Here is an 18,675-nt window from a genome sequence, read left to right as displayed (position 1 = left end):
GGGACTACTCCACCGACATCAGGAGCGGGTACCGCTCCTGACCGCCCTCGTAGACGACGACGTCGGCCAGTGGGTAGGTCTCCTCCACCCACGCGGCACAGCGCTCGGCCAGGGCAGCAGCGTGCTCGTCGCAGCCCGAGACCAGCGTCACCAGCTCGCCACCGGCGCCGAGCAGTCGTCCGACGACGCCGCTGGCCACCTCGAAGAGGTCTGAGCCGATGATCGCGAAGTCGCCCTCGATGACGCCGAGGACGTCGCCCACCTCGCACGGTCCTGCGGTGGTGAACGCCTGCCGCGCCGCCACCGTGACCGCGCCGTGGCGGGCGTGGCGGGCCGTGGCCGTCATCTCGAGCACGTCCTGCTCGAAGGAACGGCCGGGCTCGTGCACTGCGATGGCCGCGAGCCCCTGGACCTGGGCCTGGGTGGGGATGACCGCCACCCTCACCTGACCACCGTCCTCGGCAGTCCGTGCGGCGATCTCGGCGACCCGCAGGGAGTCGGGGTCGTTGGGCATGACGACGACCTCGGCTGCCCCGCTCTCCTCGATGGCGGCCAGGATCTCCCCGGTGGAGGGACGTCTCCCCACGCCTGCCTCCACGACCAGGGCCCCGGCGGCGGCGAAGAGGTCACGCAACCCGTCGCCGAAGGTGACCGCGACGACCTTGCGCCCGGTGAGCGAGGCGTCGCGGTGGCGGTGCTCGGCCACCTGCTCGGCGAAGTGGGTGACGCGGATCCGGTGGGGGCGGCCGGCGCGGATGCCGGCCTCGATCGCGGCGCCGACGTCGTCGACATGCACGTGGACGTTCCACAGGTCCTCACCGCCGACGACCACCAGGGAGTCACCCAGCGCGGCCAGCTCACTGCGCAGCACTCCCACGGCCGCCTCGTCGGCGGCGTCGAGCAGGAACATGACCTCGTACGAGGGCCCCCCCTCACTCAGCTCGTCCTCGGGGACCCTCACAGGAATGCGCGGAGTCTTGTGGTGGCCCGGCTCGGAGACGGGGTGGCGCCCGGTGAGCACCCGCTCGGCGGCGTCGAGGACGACGCAGAGCCCTCGCCCACCCGCGTCCACGACGCCCGCGTCCGCCAGCACCTTGAGCTGGGTCGGGGTCAGCGCCAAGGCTTCGCGCGCGGCCGCGGCGGCGGCGGTGAAGAGCTCGCTGGGGGTCACCGGCCCCTCCGCGTCGCGGACCAGGGCGACGGCCCGGTCGCTGGCCGCGCGGGCCACGGTGAGGATGGTGCCCTCCACCGGCACGGCGACCGCCTCGTAGCTGGCCTCGGTGGCCAACCGCATGGCGTCAGCCATCACGTGGGCCGTCTCCTCGCCGGGGGCGGCGCGCTCCAGCCGGTGAGCCAGAGCGCCGAGCATCTGGCTCAGGATCACGCCCGAGTTGCCACGGGCGCTCAGGAGAGCCGCGCGACGGAAGGCCGCCAGACCGGCCACGAGGTCGTTGCCGCCCTCGGAGGCCTCGCGCACCGCGTCGCGGGCTGCCGAGAAGGTGAGGAACATGTTGGTGCCGGTGTCCCCGTCGGGCACCGGGTAGACGTTGAGGGCGTCGATCTCCTCACGCGCCGCGCTCAGGGCATCCGTGGCGACGTCGACGAAGCGCAGCACCGTGGCGAGACGGATCCCGTTCGGCACCTGCTCCATGCGGCTGCTCCTGGGTCTGGGCGTGGATGGTCACGGAAAGAAGCCTCGGGCCGGCCCCCCGAGGGCGCGTGGAAGCACACCTTAGTGGGATGCGCCGATGGGGAGGCGTAGTCCGTGGAAATGCAGAAGACCTCGAGAGCGCGGGCTCATCGAGGTCCTCGGGACGCTGGTCGAGCCAGCGACGTGATGGGTCAGCGCGCGACCTTGCCGGCCTTCAGGCAACCCGTGCAGACGTTGACGCGCTTGGGGGACCCGTTCACCGTGGCGCGGACGCGCTGGATGTTCGGGTTGAAGCGGCGCTTCGTGATCTTGCGCGACCAAGGACGGTTGTTGCCGAAGCCCGGCTTCTTGGCGCAGATGTCGCAGACGGCAGCCACCGTGCACTCCGATCAGTTCGTTGGTTTCTCGACGTGGTGCTCGCACTGGCCTCAATGTTCTGGCCCAGCAAGCAACCGCACCAGAGTAGCCGACATCCAGCACCGGGTGAAATCGAGGTCCTGGCGGGGTTCACCCCCCGCTCCACGGCCCGTTCCACGACTCGGTCCACGACTCGGTCCTCGGCTCAGAAGTGCACCCACCCGCTCGGACCTTCGTAGGGAGCGCCGTCGACCGTGACGCCGCTGCCCTCGTCGACCTGGCCGATCACCTGCCAGCCCAGGGGCACGGCCGAGGCGGAGGGGAAGGTGGCGAGCAACGGGTGGTCGTCGCCCCCGCCGAGGATGAACTGCATCGGGTCGGCGCCCAGCGCCGAGCCCACGGCGTGCAAGGGCTCCGCGATCTCGAACGACTCGGTCCTGAGGTCGATCGCCACGCCCGACTCGGCGGCCAGGTGTCCGGCGTCGGCGACCAGGCCGTCGGAGACGTCGATCATCGCGGTCGCACCCGCCTCGGCGGCGTCGGCGCCAGCGGCGTACGGCGGCTCCGGGCTGCGGTAGGCCTCGACGAGCACGCGCGGCGAACGGAAGCCCCTAGTGAGCACCGCAAGACCCCCGGCCGCCCATCCCTGACGTCCGCAGAGGGCGACCACGTCGCCGGGGCGGGCCCCGGAGCGCAGGACCGGCGCGCGCGTCACGGCACCGATCGCGGTGACCGCGATGACCACCTGCTCCCCGCGGGTCGTGTCACCACCGATCACCTGCGCCCCGACCTTCGCGCACTCGTCGGCGAAGCCTCGGGCGAAGTCCAGCGCCCACCCCACCTCGAGGTCGGCGGGCAGCGTGAGGCCGACCGTCATTGAGTGGGCGGCACCGCCCATGGCGTTGATGTCGGAGAGGTTCTGGGCCGCCGCACGCCGTCCCACGTCGTTGCCCGACGCCCAGTCGCGTCGGAAGTGCCGCCCCTCGACCATGAGATCGGTCGAGACCACGACGTGGCCGTTGCGGATGCGCAGGACGGCCGCGTCGTCCCCGGGTCCGACGACGACGTCGTCACCCTGGGGGTAGAGGCCGATGAACGCCTCGATGAGCTCGAACTCGCCGACCTCGGACAGGGGGGTCTCGTCAGACAGTGCCATGGTCCCCATCTCACCAGAGAGGCGGTCGCAGGCCGTGCACCGACAAGCCTTTCGGGTGCGTACGAGCGCCCTGTAGGTTGGCCACGACGTCACCTGGCGTCCCAGCGTCACCACCGGTGGACGCCCTGCGGGTGAGTCGCCGTCGAACGCGAGCAAGGGAGCCCCCATGGTGCAGGCGTACATCCTCATCCAGACCGACGTCGGCAAGGCCGCCGAGGTGGCAGCAGCCATCGCCGAGATCGAGGGCGTCACCAGCGCCGAGGACGTCACCGGTCCCTACGACGTCATCGTGCGTGCGGAGGCACGCAACGTCGACGAGCTCGGCCGCCTGGTGGTCTCACGTGTGCAGAACCAGGCGGGCATCACCAGGACGCTGACCTGCCCGGTCGTCCACATCTGACCGTGCCCTGACCGTGACACTGCGACACCGCCGCAACGCGGCACCACTCTCCCCTGCCCGCACGACCCGCACCCGCACCTCCCGCCTGCTCGCACCCGTGGCCGCACTGACCGTGGTCGCCCTGACCCTCGCCGTCGCAGGCTGCGGCTCCTCCCCCGTGGAGATCGAGAGCGAGGCGTTGGACGACGACGAGCGGGCTGCCTGCGAGGCGCTGGTCGAGGACCTGCCCGACGAGCTCTTCGGGCAGGAGCGGGTCGAGGTCTCCGGCGGCATCGGCGCCGCGTGGGGCGAGGACGACCCCGTCGTGCTGACCTGCGGCGCGCCCGAGCCCCCCGAGTACGACGCGTTCGCGCGCTGCAGCGAGCTCGACGGCGTCGGGTGGTTCATCCCGGACGCCCAGCTGAAGGACCCGGAGAGTGACATCTCCATGACGGTGCTGAGCCACGCACCGCGCGTACGTCTGGACATCCCGGCCCAGCAGCGCTTCCAGGGTCCTGACACGCACCTGCGCACCCTGGCTGCTCCGATCAAGGAGCACCTCGACGAGGTGCGGCCCTGCTCCTGACCGCAGCCCGACCGGGCTCGTCGCGCTCAGCGCAGGCCGGTGTCGCGCTGCAGCGCGAGCTGGATCAGCCGGTCGACGAGCTCGGAGTAGGAGATGCCGGCGGCCGCCCACATCTGCGGATACATCGAGGTCGGCGTGAAGCCGGGCATCGTGTTGAGCTCGTTGACCACCAGCGAGTGGTCCGGCATGACGAAGAAGTCGACCCGCGCCAAGCCCTCGCCGGAGACCGCCTCGAAGACCCGGGCAGCCAGTTCACGCATCTGCGCCGCGACCTCGTCGGGCAGCACGGCGGGGATGTCGAGCTCGGTGTGCTCGGCGGGCAGGTACTTCGCCTCGAAGTCGTACCACTCGTGGTCGCCGCCGATGCGGATCTCGGCCGGCTGCGAGGTGAGGATCTCACCGTCAGGTGACTCGAGCACGCCGCACTCGACCTCCCGCGCGCCCACGGCACCCACCTCGACGAGGATCTTGGGGTCCTCGGCCTGGGCGAGGGCGATCGCGGCGTCGAGCTCGGAGGCGTCGTGCACCTTGGAGATGCCGATGCTGGAGCCGCCGCGGGCCGGCTTGACGAAGAGCGGGTAGCCCAGGGCCTCGATCTCGGCTCGGCACACCTCGGGCTCGCGCGCCCAGCGGCGGGCGGTGATGACGACGCCGGGCATCACCGGGATGCCGGCCCCTTCCAGGACGACCTTCATGTAGGCCTTGTCCATGCTGACCGCCGAGGCCAGGACGCCGGCCCCGACGTAGCGCACCCCGGCCATCTCGAGCATGCCCTGGATGGTGCCGTCCTCGCCCCACGGGCCGTGCAGCACCGGGAACACGACGTCGATCTCGCCCAGCGGGGCGTGCGGCTGGGAGGCCTCGCTGACGACCAGCTCGGTGTGCCTCTCCTGACGCAGCAGCGCGACGCCGGTACGGTCACCGTCCACCTCAGGAAGAGTGTCACCCTGCAGCCGCAGGCGCGCGGTCTCGTCGGGCTCCAACACCCAACGACCGTCACGAGCGATCCCGATCGGGACGACGTCGTACTTCTCGCGGTCGATCGCGTCCATCACCGCGCCTGCCGTCACGCAGGAGATGGCGTGCTCGGAGGAGCGTCCGCCGAAGACGACGGCGACGCGGGGCTTGGGGCTCTCAGGGGCATTCATCGCCCCAGACCCTATCGGCCTACGCTCTGGTGCATGGCATCTGACATCCCCTCGGACCCCACTCCCGGCACCTCCGGCTCCTCGCTGCGCCCGCACACCCTCGCCGTGACCCTGGGGCGGCCCGCGAAGGAGCCCGACGCCCCCCTCAACACGCCGATCACGATGGCGTCGACCTACGTGGCCGGCGGCGAGGTCGAGTACGGCCGGTACGGCAACCCGACGTGGACCGCCCTGGAGGAGGCGATCGGCGGGCTCGAGGGCGGGCGGTGCCTGACCTTCTCCTCCGGCCTGGCGGCCGTGGCCTGCGTCCTGGACCTGGTCGGCACCGGCGGCAAGGTCGTCGCGCCGCGCCACGCGTACAACGGGACCGTCATGCAGCTCGCCGACCTGGAGTCGCGCGGGCGCCTGGTCTGCGAGCTGGTCGACATCACCGACACCGCCGCGGTCATCGCGGCGTGCGAGGGCGCGGTGCTCGTCTGGCTGGAGTCACCGACCAACCCTGCGCTCGAGGTCGCCGACATCGCGACGATCCGTGCCGCCGCCCACGAGGCCGGCGCCTACGTGGTCGTCGACAACACCTTCGCCACGCCGCTGCTGCAGCGTCCGCTCGAGGACGAGGTCGACATCGTCGTGCACTCGGCGACGAAGTACCTCGCCGGCCACAGCGACGTGCTCATGGGAGCCCTGGTCACCCGCGACGACGAGCTCTTCTCCGTGCTCAAGGGTCGCCGCGACCTGATCGGTGCCGTGCCCGGTGCCTTCGAGGCGTGGTTGACGCTGCGCGGTCTGCGTACGTTGGGCCTGCGGGTCGAGCGCTCCCAGGCGAACGCCGCCGAGCTGGTCCGGCGCCTGTCCGAGCACCCGGCAATCAGCGAGGTCCGCTACCCCGGCTTCGGCGCGATCATCTCGGTGGTCCTCGCCGAGGGCGCCCTGGCCGCCGACCTGCTCACCCGCAAGACGAAGCTCTGGGTGCACGCCACCTCGCTCGGCGGGGTGGAGTCGTCGTTCGAGCGTCGCCGCCGCTGGAAGACGGAGCCGGCCACCATCCCCGACGGCCTGGTCCGGATGTCCGTGGGCATCGAGGACGTCGAGGACCTGTGGGACGACCTGGTCAAGGCCCTGGACGACCTGGTCCTCTGACGCCTGTTCTCCGCCTCCTGAGCCCGCCCCCTGACGGGGCGGCGGGAGTCAGTCGGTCTCGGCCTTGGTGTCGCGGGCGATGAAGGCCTGCATCATCTCCCGCGCAGTGATCTTGCCGGCGACCACCAGGTCGACCGCGGTCGCGATCGGGGCGTCGACGCCGTTGGCCTCGGCCAGGGCGCGCAGCGACGAGCAGGACTTGGCCCCCTCGGCGACCTGACGGGTGGAGGCGTAGATCTCCTCGGTGGTCATGCCCTGGCCGAGCTTCTCGCCGAAGCTACGGTTGCGCGAGAGCGGGGAGGAACAGGTGGCGACGAGGTCACCGAGGCCGGCCAGCCCCATCAGGGTGAGCGGGTTGGCTCCCAGCGCAGAGGCCAGGCGGGCCGTCTCGGCGAGGCCACGGGTGATCACCGACGCCGTGGTGTTGTCGCCGAACCCGAGGCCGACCGCCATGCCGACGGCCAGGCCGACGACGTTCTTGTAGGCACCCCCGAGCTCGCAGCCGACGACGTCGGTCGAGGTGTAGGGCCGGAAGGCCGGGCCGTGGCACATGTCCTGCAGCCACTTGGCGACGGTCTCGTCGGCGCACGCGACCACGGAGGCGGCAGGCTCGCGACGGGCGATCTCCTTGGCCAGGTTGGGCCCGGAGATCACCGCGATCCGCTCGGGACCAGCACCGGTGACCTCGGCGATCACCTCGCTCATCCGCTTGAGGGTGCCGAGCTCGACGCCCTTCATCAGGCTGACCATGACGGCCTTCTCGGGCACGTGCGGCGCCCACTGCGCGAGGTTGTCGCGGAAGGTCTGCGACGGGGTCGCGAAGACCACCACCTCGGCGCCCTCGAGCGCCGCGGCGATGTCGCTGGTGGCGCGGATGTTGCCGGGCAGCGGCGTGCCCGGCAGGTAGTCCGGGTTCTCGTGCGTCGAGTTGACCGCGTCGGCCAGCTCGGCACGGCGCGCCCACAGGGTCACCTCGTTGCCTGCGTCAGCCAGCACGATGGCGAACGCCGTCCCCCAGGATCCGGCACCGATCACTGCCACCTTGCTCATCAGGCTCCGTCCTTCTTCCTGCGTGTGCGCTTCTTCTTCATGGGCTTCCCGATCTCCGTGACACCTGCTGCCTGCGGGTCGAAGCGCTCGGGGGGCGCCTCAGCCTGCCGCAGCTCCTCCACGATGGCCACGACAGCAGCCATGATCCGGTCAGTGGTCTGGTCGATGACCTCGGGGGTGGGTTCACGCCCGAGCAGGTCGGAGAGGTCGACGGGCTCCCCGACCTTCATGGTGACCTTCCCGCGGGGCCACAGCCGCGGCACCAGCGAGTAGGGCGCCAGGGTGTCGTGGGAGCCCCAGTGGCCGACGGGGATGACCGGAGCCCCGGTGGCCAGGGCGATCCGGGCCGCGCCGGACTTGCCGCGCATCGGCCACAGGTCAGGGTCGCGGGTCAAGGTGCCTTCGGGGTAGACGGCCAGCAGCTCGCCGGCGTTGACGGCCTCGACCGCCGCGGCGTAGGCGCCCACTGCGTGGGGCGTGAGCCGCTCCACCGGGATCTGGCGCGCGCTGCGCAGGACGGCGCCGACGACGGGCGTGGTGAAGAGCGCGCTCTTCGCGAGGTAGCGCGGCAGTCGGCCACGTGACCACAGCAGGTCGCCCGTCATCACGGGGTCGAGGTAGGAGACGTGGTTGAGGACCACGATGCAGCCACCGGCCTCCGGGATCCGCTCCACGCCGATCCACTCACGGCGGCTGAGCGCCCGCACCGGCGGAAGCAGGAGGGCTGTTCCGAGGGTGAATCCCCACCCCGGGCGCTGAGTGGCTCGCCGACGGCGCGCGCCATCTGCCCACCCCTTCTCAGCCACGGAGCAGAGGCTACTCGGTCCGGACCTTCACGGGCTGGCAGGATCGACCTCGATGTCTGCCCAAGATTTCGTGGTCCTCGTCCCGGTGAAGCGGCTCGCCGTAGCCAAGTCCCGCCTGTCCGGACTCGGTGACGAGCAACGCCGTGCGCTGGCTGAGGCTTTCGTGCTCGACACCGTCACCGCTGCCCTGGCGGCGAGCCGGGTCCGCGCCGTGCTGGTCGTCACCGACGACCACCGGTTGGCCTCGACGCTGGCCGGGGTGGGTTGCGCCGTGGTCCCCGACGGGGTCTCCGACGACCTCAACCAGACCTTGCGGCTCGCGGCGGCAGAGGCCGTACGCCAGTGGCCCGGCACCCGTCCTGCCGCCCTGTGCGCCGACCTGCCTGCGCTCACGCCGCAGGTCCTCGACGCGGCGCTGGAGCAGGCGCGCTCAGCACAGGTGGCGATGGTGGCCGACACGGCCGGGTCCGGCACCACGCTCTTCACCGCGGCGTACGAGGAGTTCTGGCCCCGCTTCGGCCCGGGTTCGCGCGCGGCCCACCTCGCAGCCGGAGCGGTCGAGGTCGCGGCTGCGGCTCCCCTGCGCCAGGACGTGGACTCCCCCGCCGACCTCGGGCGCGCGTTGCTGCTCGGCACCGGCCCCCACACCGCGCGGGCGACCGGACGCGGCTGAACGCACGAACGCCGGCCCTCCCTGTGCGGGAGGACCGGCGTCGGTGAGGACTGCGTCAGAGGGTCGCAGGCTTCCACGACGGGCGCGCGGCCTCGTGGGCCTTGATCGCGTCGTCGTGGCTGAGCGTGATGCCGATGTCGTCGAGGCCTTCGAGGAAGCGCCAGCGGGTGTAGTCGTCGATCTGGAACGGCGCCGACCACTCGCCGGCGCGGATCTCACGAGCCTCCAGGTCGACGGTCACCTCGAGGCCGACGTGGGCGTCGAGGAGGTCCCACAGCTCGACGACCTTGGCCTCCTCGACCTGGACGGTCAGGAGCCCGGACTTGCCCGAGTTCGAGCGGAAGATGTCACCGAAGCGGGGCGAGATGATGACCTTGAAGCCGAAGTCCTGCAGCGCCCAGACAGCGTGCTCACGCGACGACCCCGTGCCGAAGTTGGGGCCGGCCACGAGGACCGTGGAGCGGGTGTAGGGCTCCTGGGCGAGCACGAACTCCGGGTCCTTGAAGAGGCCGTAGAAGAGGCCGTCCTCGAAGCCGGTGCGCGTGATCCGCTTGAGGAAGTCGCCCGGGATGATCATGTCGGTGTCGACGTCACTGCGGCGCAGCGGCGCGGCCACACCGGTGTGGGTGGTGAACTTGTCCATGTTCAGGGGCTCCTTCAGGCCGTGACCGACACGAGGTCGGCGGGGGAGGACAGGGTGCCGCGGATCGCGGTCGCGGCGGCGACCGGGACGGAGACCAGGTGCGTGCGTACGCCCGTGCCCTGGCGGCCCTCGAAGTTGCGGTTCGACGTCGAGGCGGTGCGGTGCGGACCGTCCAGCTTGTCGTCGTTCATGCCGAGGCACATCGAGCACCCGGCACCACGCCACTCGGCACCGGCGTCGAGGAAGACCTTGTCCAGACCCTCGGCCTCGGCCTCGAGGCGCACGCGGGCGGAGCCCGGCACGACGATCATCTTGACGCTGTCGGAGACCTTGTGGCCCTTCAGCACCTCGGCCGCGGCGCGCAGGTCGTCGAGACGACCGTTGGTGCAGGAGCCGATGAAGACGTGGTCGACGGCGACCTCCTTGAGCGGGGTGCCACCCTCCAGACCCATGTAGGCCAGCGCGTTCTCGGCGGCGGTGCGCTCGATCTTGTCGTCGAACTCGGCCGGGACCGGGACGCTTCCGCCCAGGGGCGCACCCTGGCCGGGATTGGTGCCCCAGGTGACCCACGGCGTGACCTCGGAGGCGTCGATGACGATCTCCTTGTCGAAGACCGCGTCCTCGTCGGTGTAGTACGTCTTCCAGTGCTCGACAGCGGCGTCCCACTCGGCACCCTTGGGGGCCTCGGGCTTGCCCTCGAGGTAGGCGAAGGTGGTCTCGTCGGGAGCGATCATGCCGGCCTTCGCGCCCCACTCGATGGACATGTTGCAGACCGTCATGCGGCCTTCCATCGAGAGCTTGCGGATGGCCTCGCCGCGGTACTCGACGATGTAGCCCATGCCGGCGCCCGTGCCCACCTGGGTGATCAGGTAGAGGATCAGGTCCTTGGCGGTGACGCCCTCGCGGAGCTCGCCGTTGACCGTGACCGCGCAGGTCTTCGGCTTGATCGAGGAGAGGGTCTGGGTGGCGAGCACGTGCTCGACCTCGGAGGTGCCGATGCCGTGCGCGATCGCACCGAAGGCACCGTGCGTGGCGGTGTGCGAGTCGCCGCAGACGATCGTCATGCCGGGCTGGGTCAGGCCCAGCTGCGGACCGACGACGTGGACGATGCCCTGCTCGATGTCACCGAGCGGGTGCAGGCGGATGCCGAACTCCTCGCAGTTGGTGCGCAGCGCCTGGATCTGGGCCCGGGAGACCGGGTCCTTGATCGGCTTGTCCCAGTTGAGCGTGGGGACGTTGTGGTCCTCGGTGGCGAGCGTCAGGTCCGGGCGGCGAACCGTGCGGCCGGCGATCCGCAGACCGTCGAAGGCCTGCGGGCTGGTCACCTCGTGGATGAGGTGGAGATCGATGTACAGGAGGTCGGGTTCTCCGTCAGCACTCCGGACGACGTGCTCGTCCCACACCTTCTCGGCCAGGGTCTTGCCCACGACCTGCTCCTCTCGTCACAATCAGCCCGGTCTGGGCCGATTTGTCATTCTAGCCCTTGCATCCCACGGAATGAGACGGCAGTATTGCCATATGGACAACTCTAGCGGAGTCGGAGTGCTCGACAAAGCCGCCTTGGTGCTGGCCGCACTCGAGGCAGGCCCGGCCACCCTTGCAGGGCTGGTCGCTGGCACCGGACTGGCGCGACCCACGGCTCACCGCCTCGCGGTCGCTCTCGAGCACCACCGGCTGGTGGCCCGTGACATGCAGGGGCGTTTCGTCCTCGGCCCCCGCCTGGCCGAGCTCTCGGCCGCAGCAGGCGAGGACCGGCTGCTGGCGGCAGCCGGCCCGGTGCTGGCCCGCCTGCGCGACATCACCGGCGAGTCCGCCCAGCTGTGGCGACGCCAGGGAGAGCACCGCGTCTGCGTCGCCGCCGCGGAGCGCCCCAGCGGCCTGCGCGACACCATCCCGGTCGGCTCGCAGCTGACCATGCGCGCCGGTTCGGCCGCCCAGGTCCTGCTGGCCTGGGAGGACCCGGAGCGGATGCACCGCGGCCTGCAGAACGCCGCCTTCTCCGCGACCGCCCTCTCCGGCATCCGTCGTCGCGGGTGGGCGCAGAGCGTGGGCGAGCGCGAGCAGGGCGTCGCGTCGGTCTCTGCTCCGGTCCGCTCTCCCGGCGGCAAGATCATCGCCGCCGTCTCCGTCTCCGGCCCCCTGGAGCGCCTCTCGCGCCAGCCCGGGCGCATGCACGCCCCTGCCGTCCTGGCCGCCGCCGAAAGGCTCAGCGAGTCCCTGCGGCGCGCAGCGGCTGACTGACCGAGCGTCGCGCAGCGGCTGACTGGGGTCAGCACCAGCACAGGGCCGGACGCGACGCGTCCGGCCCTGTCGCGTCCTCGCTGCCGGTGCCGGACGTCGGGCCGGTCAGTCGACCGGCCACCCCGCAGGGGGCGCCGAGACCGGGGCCTGCAGCATGCCGGCGATCGCGTCGCAGAGGAACCACCCCGCGACCTCCCACGAGACCTGCTCGCTGTGCGCCTCACGCTCCTCCAGCCGGGCGCAGGCGCTCACGACCATGTAGCCCATCATCTCGGCCCTTCGCGTGACGATCCGCTGGTCGAGGTCGGCGAGACGCGTACGCACCGCGTCGAAGACGGTGCCCCCGGTGACGGGGTCGTGCCCGAGGCGGCGGATGACCTCCCGGCCCTGCGGGTCGACGTAGGCGTTGGCCAGGAAGCGCGCCCTCCAGCTGGGCGCCCCCAGGTCGCGGAACGTGTACACCTGCGGCAGCACCATCGCGCGTACGTCGTCGGCGAGGGAGGTCGACTCGGCCTGCATCGCGCGGCGTACGGGCTGGACCTGCGCATGGTGCCGCTCCACGAGGGCGCTGAGCAGGCCCGGTCGACCGCCGAAGTAGTAACGCACGGCCGAGTGGTTGGTGTTGCCGGCGGCGTCGGCGATCTTGCGGTCGGAGACCGTGGCGATGCCGTGCTCGGCGAAGAGTCGCTCGGCCGCGTCGAGCACGTCGTCACTGGCGTCGACTCGGGGCACGGCGATCTCCTTCGATGGTGGCGACCGTCACGGTACGCAAGCCGTGCGTATTACGCCACCTGACTTATATTGAGGAGAGCCTCGCACCCGAGGCCGACCACCCTCGACGCCGGCAGCCTGCCAGGTGTCGTGCGTACGCAAGGGAGAATCCGTGGGCAGCCCCACCCCCATCGACACCGCCAAGTACCCACCGCCGCCTCCGGAGACCCCGAAGGAGCGCACGGGCCGGATCGTCGCGCTCTTCGTCATGGCCTTCCTGATGGTCACGATGATGTACGCCACCTACATGGGCACCATGCACGCTCCGCAGCCGCGGGACCTGCCCGTGGTCGTGGCCGGTGTGGGCGCAGACCAGACCGCGGCCGCCCTCGAGAAGTCTCTGGGCGACACCGTCACGATCGAGGTCGTCGACGTGGCCGAGGGCACCGAAGCCGTTGCCACCCGCGAGGCTGCGGGCGCCGTGCTGCTCACCGACGAGGGCGCCACCGTGCAGACCGCGATGGCGGGCGGCCCGTCACGTGCGAGCACCACCCAGAACACCCTGCTGCCCGCCCTTGCGGGCGCCGGTGTCACGGTGGTCGGCACCGAGGACGTCGCACCGCTCCCGGAGGGCGACGGGACCGGCACCATGGTCCTCTTCGCCGCCATGGGCTTCATGCTCGCCGGCTACGTGCCGCTGTCAGGCATGATCAACGGCACCCCCAACCTGCTGAGGTCGCGCGTCTTCGTGCCGCTCTCGATCGGCTGGGGTGCGCTGATGAGCACCGCGATCTGGACGGTCCTGGGGCCCGTGATGGGCGCGGTCGACGGGCACTACCCCCTGTTCCTCGGCGTCGGCACGCTCACCATCGCGGCCGTGGCCAACTCGATGCACGTCTTCACGCGCCTGCTCGGCCCGCTCCAGGTGCTGCTCGGCATGCTGCTCCTGGTCGTCTTCGGCGTTCCCGCGTCCGGTCTCGCGATGTCGCTCGAGTCGATGCCCGGCTTCTTCCAGGCTCTCCACCACGTCCTCCCGCTCGGTCAGGCCGGCCAAGCCCTGCGCTCGGCGATCTACTTCGACGCTGCGGACGCCTGGCCGCACGTCGCCGTGCTGGCCGTCGGCCTCGTGGTCAGCATCCTCCTCGCGGCACTCCTGGAGAAGCGTCAGGGCGCAGCGATCATGGCGGCGCCGCTCCACCAGGCACCCGACGCGCCCCTCTCGGCGCTGGCCGGCGGCCCGGTCGCGCCCTACCGCCGCCGCCTCTTCGCCGTCGCCGCCTTCCCGGCCGCGATCGTCGTCACCGTCGTCACCCTGATGAGCTTCGGAATGGCCAAGGCCTCGATGAGCGACATGCCCATCGCCGTCGTCGGCCCCGAGGCAGCCACCGCTCCCTTCATCGCCGGAGTCGGCGAGCAGCTCGGCGACTACGTGGACCTCAAGGCCGTCACCGACCTCGACGAGGCCGAGGAGATGATCGAGTCCCAGGAGGTCGTCGGCGCCTACGTGCTCGCACTGGCCCCGGGCACCTCCCCCGAGCTCGTCACCGCCGGTGGAGCCGGCGCTGCCCAGCAGAACGCCGCGACCCAGATCTTCACCCCCATCGCCGCGGCCGGCCTCGAGCAGGGCTTCGGCCCGCTCGAGACGCGCGACATCGCGCCCCTGACCGAGGACGACCTCGGCGGCTCCAACAGCCTCTACGTCGGCATGGCGTGGATCATGGCCGGCTTCCTGATCGCGGCCGTCTTCCGTGGCGGCGCCTCCGAGATCCGCCGCACCCGCACGCTGCTGCCGATGTACGCCGGCTGGGCCGTGGGCATGTCGATCTGGCTGTGGTTCCTGTTCGACGTCCTCATCGGCGCCGTCAACGGTCACGTGCTCACGTTCCTGGGCGCCGCAGCGTTCACGATCTTCTGCGTCTCGTGGGCCAGCTCGGTCCTGGTCCGCATGTTCGGCCTCGGCACGCTGATCCCCGTGATGGTGCTGATCATGCTGGCCGGCGTGCCTGCCTCCGGTGGTGGCCTCTCGATCTGGATGGTTCCGGAGGCCTTCCGCTTCGCCGCGGACGTGCTGCCTCTGCCGGCCGCTGTCGACTTCGCCCGCTCGGTCACCTACTTCGACGGCGTCGGGGTGGGCCAGAACCTGCTGGTCATCGGCATCTGGGGCATCGCGGGTCTGCTGCTGAACTTCTTCGTGGTCGACCCCTACGTCAACCGCAAGGGCGCACCGGAGCCTGCCCCGATGGGTCCGAAGGTCATGCCGGAGCGCGGCTCGAAGTCGGACGGTGACGCCGAGACCGTACCGGCCGCCGAGGGTTCGGACGAGGAAGAGCTGGCGGGCGCCGCTCGCTGACGGCCCGCTTTCCCCTCACTCAGGCCCGGCACCCCTCGTGGTGCCGGGCCTGAGTGCTCGGTGCCGTCAGAAGAGCCGCTCGGACCCGCCGTCCGTGCCTCGCTCGAGGTCCAGCAGGACCTGCTTGCGCTCCAGCCCGCCGGCGTACCCGGTGAGGGTGCCGTTGGCCCCGATCACCCGATGGCACGGCACGATCAGGGCGATGGGATTGCGGCCGTTGGCCAGTCCGACCGCCCGGGCGGCCCCGACAGGCTGGCCGAGTCGCGCTGCGATCTCGCCGTAGCTGGTGGTCTCCCCGTACGGGATCGCCCGCAACGCCTCCCAGACCCGCTGCTGGTAGGCGGTCCCCCCGGGCGCCAACGGAAGGTCAAACTCCCGCAGCTCGCCGGCGAAGTAGGCGCGCAGCTGGCGCGCCGCCTCGACGAGGACCGGGTGCGTGTCGTCGCGCTCTCCCAGGGGTGCGGTGATCCTGGCCAGCTCGAAGGGTGCGAAGTAGGCGGCCGTCACCGCCTCGCCGTCCGAGACGATCCTCAGATCGCCGACGGGGCTCTCCATCACGGTCCACATGTCAGTCGTCTCCCTCGGTCGTGCCAGTACGTGTGCCAGCGTGGGGACCAGCGGCCAGGCTTCGCCACAGGTACATCTGTGCGTACGAGCGCCAGGGCCGCCAGCGCTCGGCGATCTCCACCGCTCGGGCGGGGTCCTCGCCGAGCTGTGCCAGAGCGGCCCTGGTGCCGGTGTCGGCGGGCAGGAACGCATCGGGCTCCCCGAGCGCTCGCATCGCGACGTAGTCCGCCGTCCAGGGACCGACCCCGTCCAGCGCGAGCATCGACTCACGGACGCACGACCGGTCCGCGCCGCGGTCCGGGACCACGTCGCCGCGCAGCACGGCCTGCGCGACGGACCTCAGGGCGCGGTGGCGCGAAGCGGGCATCCCGAGCGCGCCGTCCGGCAGCGAGGCGAGGGCGTCGGGCGCCGGGAACAGACGGTCCAGTCCCTCGACCTCCGAGGCGATGGGCTCACCGAGCATCGCGACGAGCTGCTGGGTGAGACGACGGGCGCCGGCCAGCGTCACCTGCTGGCCCAGCACGGCCCGTACGGCCGCCTCGTACCCGTCGACGTGCCCGGGCACCCGGAGTCCGGGGACCCGGCGTACGACGTCGGCGAGCAGCGGGTCCGCCCCCAGCACCTCCCCCACCGCGACCGGGTCGCAGTCGGCGTCCAGGAGGCCGCGTACGCGCGCAGTGGCAGCGCCCAGGTCGCGCAGGTCCGTCAGCGCGAACGAGGCCACCGCATGGGCCAGCCGGCCCGCGCGCTCCTCCTGGGGCAGGCGCACCTCGACGGTGGCGGGTCCGTGCGGCAGGGCGAGGCTCCGCGCGTACGTCGCCCCACGGACCACCTCGATCCCGGGGACGGCCCGCTGCGCCAGGAAGTCGAGCAACGCCTCGCCCGCGTACGGGGTGCGCACCGGCAGCCGCACCACCACCCGTCCCGGAGCCGGTGGCGGGCCGGCGACAGGGACGGTCCGTCGACGCGACGCGCGCAGCTCGCCCGGGGAGGCCGCATAGACCTCGCGGACTGTCTCGTTGAACTGGCGCACCGACGAGAACCCTGCGGCGAACGCGATCGCGGCGAACTGCAGGTCGCTCTCCTCGATCAGGGTGCGGGCCGTCTGGGCCCGCCGAGCCCGGGCCAGCGCCAACGGCCCAGCCCCCAGCTCGGCCACGAGCACCCGTCCCAGGTGTCGCGGGGTGTAGCCCAGCCGCGCGGCCAGCCCTGAGACGCCGTCGCGGTCGACGACTCCGTCGTCGATCAGGCGCATCGCCCGCCCGGCAACGTCAGCGAGCAGGTCCCACTCGGGGGACCCCGGCGCCGCGTCCGGTGCGCACCGCTTGCAGGCCCGGCAACCGCTGGCCTGGGCCGCCGCGGCCGTCCGGTGGAAGGTGACGTGGTCGGCGTGCGGCGTACGCGCGGGGCACGACGGCCGGCAGTAGATCCCGGTGGTGTGCACGGCAGTGAAGAAGACGCCGTCGAAGCGTCGGTCCCGGCTGCTGACGGCGCGGTAGCAGCCGTCGGCGTCCAGTGGGGCCAGGGTCCTCTCCATGCCTCCAGTGTGGCGCACCCGCGTGCACCTCTCTCGCGGGAATCGGACACGGCAGTGGGCACAGTGGTCCAGGAAACGCCAAAGGGCCCGGTCTGATGACCAGGCCCTTCGGATGCTGTACCCCGGATGGGATTTGAACCCACGCTACCGCCGTGAGAGGGCGACGTCCTAGGCCGCTAGACGACCGGGGCTTGCACTCTTTGTTGCACTGTTCGTCACCCTGGCCGAGGCCCGGGCAACGACGAGAACTTTACCAGCCCGTCGGACGACCGCCGCACCGGGGGCACCCGTCCCCCGACGCGTCTCCGGGACCCGCCTGCCACTCGCGGAGCCGGTCGAAGAGGCAGGTCGCGAAGGGCGGAAATGCCGAAGGGCCCGGTCTGGTGACCGGGCCCTTCGGGCGTTGTACCCCGGATGGGATTTGAACCCACGCTACCGCCGTGAGAGGGCGACGTCCTAGGCCGCTAGACGACCGGGGCAAGCGCTGGAGATCGTAGTCGAAACTCGACCTCCGTCAAAGTTCACGAGCAGTGCTCAGAACTTCGCTGGGATACTAGGACTCGAACCTAGAACGACTGAACCAGAATCAGCTGTGTTGCCAATTACACCATATCCCAAGGTGTTTCAGGCGCTGGGCGCCTTCGTTGAAGAACCATACACGCGCCCTCTCGGCTGGGACAAAACGGCCCCCCACACCGAGTTCGCGAGGCCCATCCGACGGGCCACCGACCAGGCCAGCGCGAGGTAGAGAAGGGACTGCGTGAGCGTGCTCGGCAGCGTCCACCACGTGCCTGCCTGGGGGTCGAGGGCGCCGGCCATGTCGCCGAAGAGAACGGCCACGCCGAAGGCCACGACGTTGTTCAGGACGTGCATGGCGATGGCCGCCTCGAGCCCTCCGGTGGCGATCACGAGCACGCCGGCCACCAGGCCGAAGGCCAGGCGGTCGACGAAGATCGGCGGGTCCTGCGCGCCGTGCGCGAGCGCGAAGAGGAACGCCGGCACCACGACCGCCACGACGCGCGAGACCCACAGCGAGCTGAAGAGCCCGCCGCACGCCTGGGTGAGGTAGCCCCGGAAGAAGTACTCCTCCCCCGCAGCCTGGAAGGGAACCACCAGGACGACGATGGCGAGGTAGGCCAGCGACGTGCGGGTGAACTCGTTCAGGCCGGTCGACTCGCCCGTGGACAGCGCGTCCTGCGGGGTCAGCGCCCCCACCACCAGGGTGGCAAAGAGGGCGACGACCGACAGGCCCAGGCAGACGGCGAAGTACTTCCAGCGCATCCGCCCGAAGACCGAGGTGGTCCACCCCGGCCGCAGGCGGTGCATCACGAAGGTCACCAGCCACGTGACCGGGATCAGCGAGGCCAGGGTGGCCACCAGGTAGGCCAGGCCCCACGGGGTGATGTTGGTGACGTTGAGGAGCTCGTCGAGGAGTGCCTGGGGGTCACGTCCCACCGCGGCGCCTGCCGCCATGAAGACGAACGTCCACAGGACCGGCATGACCCCGAAGCCCAGCCCGGCGAGCAGCACGGCGCCGACGACGGAGCGCCAGACCCTGCCGCCCCGGGCCCGGTGGAGCTGCTGGTACTCCAGGGCCACCGCCGCGCCCGGCCACTGCGGCGCCGGCACGGGCGCGGGCTGGTGGGGCACGCCGTACGTCACTCCCCCGGTTTCGGACAC

Annotated in this window: 18 protein-coding genes and 3 tRNA genes; 6 read left to right on the top strand and 15 right to left on the bottom strand. The window is 71.3% G+C overall.

Annotation, left to right across the window (positions count from 1 at the left end):
* Positions 1–4: 4 nt before the first annotated feature.
* From FCL41_RS05435 to FCL41_RS05425, 3 genes are all read right to left on the bottom strand, one after another.
* Positions 5–1,651 (bottom strand): DAK2 domain-containing protein, encoded by a 1,647-nt coding sequence (locus tag FCL41_RS05435; RefSeq protein ID WP_137066474.1) that lies wholly within the window; start codon positions 1,649–1,651, stop codon positions 5–7.
* A gap of 191 nt (positions 1,652–1,842) precedes the next feature.
* A complete protein-coding gene (gene rpmB / locus FCL41_RS05430) occupies positions 1,843–2,028 on the bottom strand; it encodes a 50S ribosomal protein L28 (RefSeq protein ID WP_137066472.1) in 186 nt (61 codons plus the stop codon).
* Positions 2,029–2,213: 185 nt separating this feature from the next.
* Positions 2,214–3,164: a thiamine-phosphate kinase gene (locus tag FCL41_RS05425; protein ID WP_137066470.1), complete on the bottom strand. Its 951-nt coding sequence runs from the start codon at positions 3,162–3,164 to the stop codon at positions 2,214–2,216.
* Positions 3,165–3,330: 166 nt separating this feature from the next.
* Here FCL41_RS05425 and FCL41_RS05420 point away from each other — a divergent pair, with 166 nt between their 5' ends.
* Both FCL41_RS05420 and FCL41_RS05415 read left to right on the top strand, forming a co-directional pair.
* On the top strand, positions 3,331–3,564 hold the full coding sequence (locus FCL41_RS05420; RefSeq protein ID WP_137066468.1) for an Lrp/AsnC ligand binding domain-containing protein: 234 nt from the start codon (positions 3,331–3,333) through the stop codon (positions 3,562–3,564).
* Between the two features lie 13 nt (positions 3,565–3,577).
* The gene (locus tag FCL41_RS05415; protein ID WP_170970289.1) at positions 3,578–4,129 is read left to right on the top strand and encodes a DUF3515 domain-containing protein; all 552 of its coding nucleotides are present in this window, start codon (positions 3,578–3,580) and stop codon (positions 4,127–4,129) included.
* A 26-nt stretch (positions 4,130–4,155) separates the two neighbouring features.
* On the opposite strand, the gene FCL41_RS05410 is transcribed toward FCL41_RS05415, so the two are convergent.
* Positions 4,156–5,277 (bottom strand): D-alanine--D-alanine ligase family protein, encoded by a 1,122-nt coding sequence (locus tag FCL41_RS05410; protein ID WP_137066464.1) that lies wholly within the window; start codon positions 5,275–5,277, stop codon positions 4,156–4,158.
* Between the two features lie 33 nt (positions 5,278–5,310).
* Here FCL41_RS05410 and FCL41_RS05405 point away from each other — a divergent pair, with 33 nt between their 5' ends.
* On the top strand, positions 5,311–6,417 hold the full coding sequence (locus FCL41_RS05405; protein ID WP_137066462.1) for a trans-sulfuration enzyme family protein: 1,107 nt from the start codon (positions 5,311–5,313) through the stop codon (positions 6,415–6,417).
* Positions 6,418–6,465: 48 nt separating this feature from the next.
* Here FCL41_RS05405 and FCL41_RS05400 read toward each other — a convergent pair whose 3' ends face one another.
* Both FCL41_RS05400 and FCL41_RS05395 read right to left on the bottom strand, forming a co-directional pair.
* On the bottom strand, positions 6,466–7,467 hold the full coding sequence (locus tag FCL41_RS05400) for an NAD(P)H-dependent glycerol-3-phosphate dehydrogenase (protein ID WP_137066460.1): 1,002 nt from the start codon (positions 7,465–7,467) through the stop codon (positions 6,466–6,468).
* Positions 7,467–8,273, bottom strand: a complete 807-nt coding sequence (locus FCL41_RS05395; protein WP_137066458.1) for a lysophospholipid acyltransferase family protein — start codon at positions 8,271–8,273, stop codon at positions 7,467–7,469. The genes FCL41_RS05400 and FCL41_RS05395 overlap by 1 nt, the downstream gene beginning before the upstream one ends.
* Before the next feature lie 52 nt (positions 8,274–8,325).
* Between FCL41_RS05395 and cofC the strand changes: the two genes are divergently transcribed.
* Positions 8,326–8,946 carry a 2-phospho-L-lactate guanylyltransferase gene (gene cofC, locus FCL41_RS05390; protein WP_137066456.1) on the top strand — a complete coding sequence of 207 codons (621 nt, stop codon included), beginning with the start codon at positions 8,326–8,328 and terminating at the stop codon, positions 8,944–8,946.
* Between the two features lie 55 nt (positions 8,947–9,001).
* On the opposite strand, the gene leuD is transcribed toward cofC, so the two are convergent.
* Together leuD and leuC are read right to left on the bottom strand one after the other, a co-directional pair.
* The gene (gene leuD / locus FCL41_RS05385; RefSeq protein WP_137066454.1) at positions 9,002–9,589 is read right to left on the bottom strand and encodes a 3-isopropylmalate dehydratase small subunit; all 588 of its coding nucleotides are present in this window, start codon (positions 9,587–9,589) and stop codon (positions 9,002–9,004) included.
* Positions 9,590–9,603: 14 nt separating this feature from the next.
* Positions 9,604–11,016: a 3-isopropylmalate dehydratase large subunit gene (gene leuC / locus FCL41_RS05380; RefSeq protein WP_137066452.1), complete on the bottom strand. Its 1,413-nt coding sequence runs from the start codon at positions 11,014–11,016 to the stop codon at positions 9,604–9,606.
* A 91-nt stretch (positions 11,017–11,107) separates the two neighbouring features.
* Here leuC and FCL41_RS05375 point away from each other — a divergent pair, with 91 nt between their 5' ends.
* Positions 11,108–11,830, top strand: a complete 723-nt coding sequence (locus tag FCL41_RS05375; protein ID WP_110238898.1) for an IclR family transcriptional regulator — start codon at positions 11,108–11,110, stop codon at positions 11,828–11,830.
* Positions 11,831–11,935: 105 nt separating this feature from the next.
* Here FCL41_RS05375 and FCL41_RS05370 read toward each other — a convergent pair whose 3' ends face one another.
* On the bottom strand, positions 11,936–12,562 hold the full coding sequence (locus FCL41_RS05370) for a TetR/AcrR family transcriptional regulator (protein ID WP_137066450.1): 627 nt from the start codon (positions 12,560–12,562) through the stop codon (positions 11,936–11,938).
* Between the two features lie 151 nt (positions 12,563–12,713).
* Between FCL41_RS05370 and FCL41_RS05365 the strand changes: the two genes are divergently transcribed.
* Positions 12,714–14,891, top strand: a complete 2,178-nt coding sequence (locus FCL41_RS05365) for an ABC transporter permease (protein WP_137066448.1) — start codon at positions 12,714–12,716, stop codon at positions 14,889–14,891.
* Positions 14,892–14,957: 66 nt separating this feature from the next.
* Here FCL41_RS05365 and FCL41_RS05360 read toward each other — a convergent pair whose 3' ends face one another.
* The 6 genes from FCL41_RS05360 to FCL41_RS05335 all read right to left on the bottom strand — a co-directional run bounded on the left by FCL41_RS05360 (position 14,958) and on the right by FCL41_RS05335 (position 18,675).
* Positions 14,958–15,446, bottom strand: coding sequence for a methylated-DNA--[protein]-cysteine S-methyltransferase (locus FCL41_RS05360; RefSeq protein WP_239021793.1), 489 nt, complete (start codon positions 15,444–15,446; stop codon positions 14,958–14,960).
* Positions 15,447–15,459: 13 nt separating this feature from the next.
* Positions 15,460–16,995 (bottom strand): DNA-3-methyladenine glycosylase 2 family protein, encoded by a 1,536-nt coding sequence (locus FCL41_RS05355; RefSeq protein ID WP_137066444.1) that lies wholly within the window; start codon positions 16,993–16,995, stop codon positions 15,460–15,462.
* Positions 16,996–17,113: 118 nt separating this feature from the next.
* A tRNA-Glu gene (locus FCL41_RS05350) sits at positions 17,114–17,186 on the bottom strand.
* 215 nt (positions 17,187–17,401) lie between these two features.
* Positions 17,402–17,474 (bottom strand) — tRNA-Glu (locus FCL41_RS05345).
* Positions 17,475–17,540: 66 nt separating this feature from the next.
* A tRNA-Gln gene (locus FCL41_RS05340) sits at positions 17,541–17,612 on the bottom strand.
* Positions 17,613–17,619: 7 nt separating this feature from the next.
* Positions 17,620–18,675 (bottom strand): CPBP family intramembrane glutamic endopeptidase, encoded by a 1,056-nt coding sequence (locus tag FCL41_RS05335; RefSeq protein ID WP_137066443.1) that lies wholly within the window; start codon positions 18,673–18,675, stop codon positions 17,620–17,622.

Origin of the sequence: Nocardioides jishulii (assembly GCF_006007965.1) — a bacterium.
Lineage (GTDB): Bacteria > Actinomycetota > Actinomycetes > Propionibacteriales > Nocardioidaceae > Nocardioides > Nocardioides jishulii.
The sequence above is the reverse complement of the archived record's forward strand: the minus strand, read 5'-3'. Positions and strand labels throughout refer to the sequence as shown.

Bases quoted from the DNA above. Each gene is read 5' to 3' on its own strand.
- FCL41_RS05435 (WP_137066474.1), bottom strand. From the start codon at position 1,651: ATGGAGCAGGTGCCGAACGGGATCCGTCTCGCCACGGTGCTGCGCTTC.
- FCL41_RS05400 (WP_137066460.1), bottom strand. From the start codon at position 7,467: ATGAGCAAGGTGGCAGTGATCGGTGCCGGATCCTGGGGGACGGCGTTC.
- FCL41_RS05375 (WP_110238898.1), top strand. From the start codon at position 11,108: ATGGACAACTCTAGCGGAGTCGGAGTGCTCGACAAAGCCGCCTTGGTG.
- FCL41_RS05360 (WP_239021793.1), bottom strand. From the start codon at position 15,446: ATGGAGAGCCCCGTCGGCGATCTGAGGATCGTCTCGGACGGCGAGGCG.
- leuD (WP_137066454.1), bottom strand. From the start codon at position 9,589: ATGGACAAGTTCACCACCCACACCGGTGTGGCCGCGCCGCTGCGCCGC.
- FCL41_RS05410 (WP_137066464.1), bottom strand. From the start codon at position 5,277: ATGAATGCCCCTGAGAGCCCCAAGCCCCGCGTCGCCGTCGTCTTCGGC.
- cofC (WP_137066456.1), top strand. From the start codon at position 8,326: ATGTCTGCCCAAGATTTCGTGGTCCTCGTCCCGGTGAAGCGGCTCGCC.
- FCL41_RS05425 (WP_137066470.1), bottom strand. From the start codon at position 3,164: ATGGCACTGTCTGACGAGACCCCCCTGTCCGAGGTCGGCGAGTTCGAG.
- FCL41_RS05420 (WP_137066468.1), top strand. From the start codon at position 3,331: ATGGTGCAGGCGTACATCCTCATCCAGACCGACGTCGGCAAGGCCGCC.
- FCL41_RS05405 (WP_137066462.1), top strand. From the start codon at position 5,311: ATGGCATCTGACATCCCCTCGGACCCCACTCCCGGCACCTCCGGCTCC.
- FCL41_RS05355 (WP_137066444.1), bottom strand. From the start codon at position 16,995: ATGGAGAGGACCCTGGCCCCACTGGACGCCGACGGCTGCTACCGCGCC.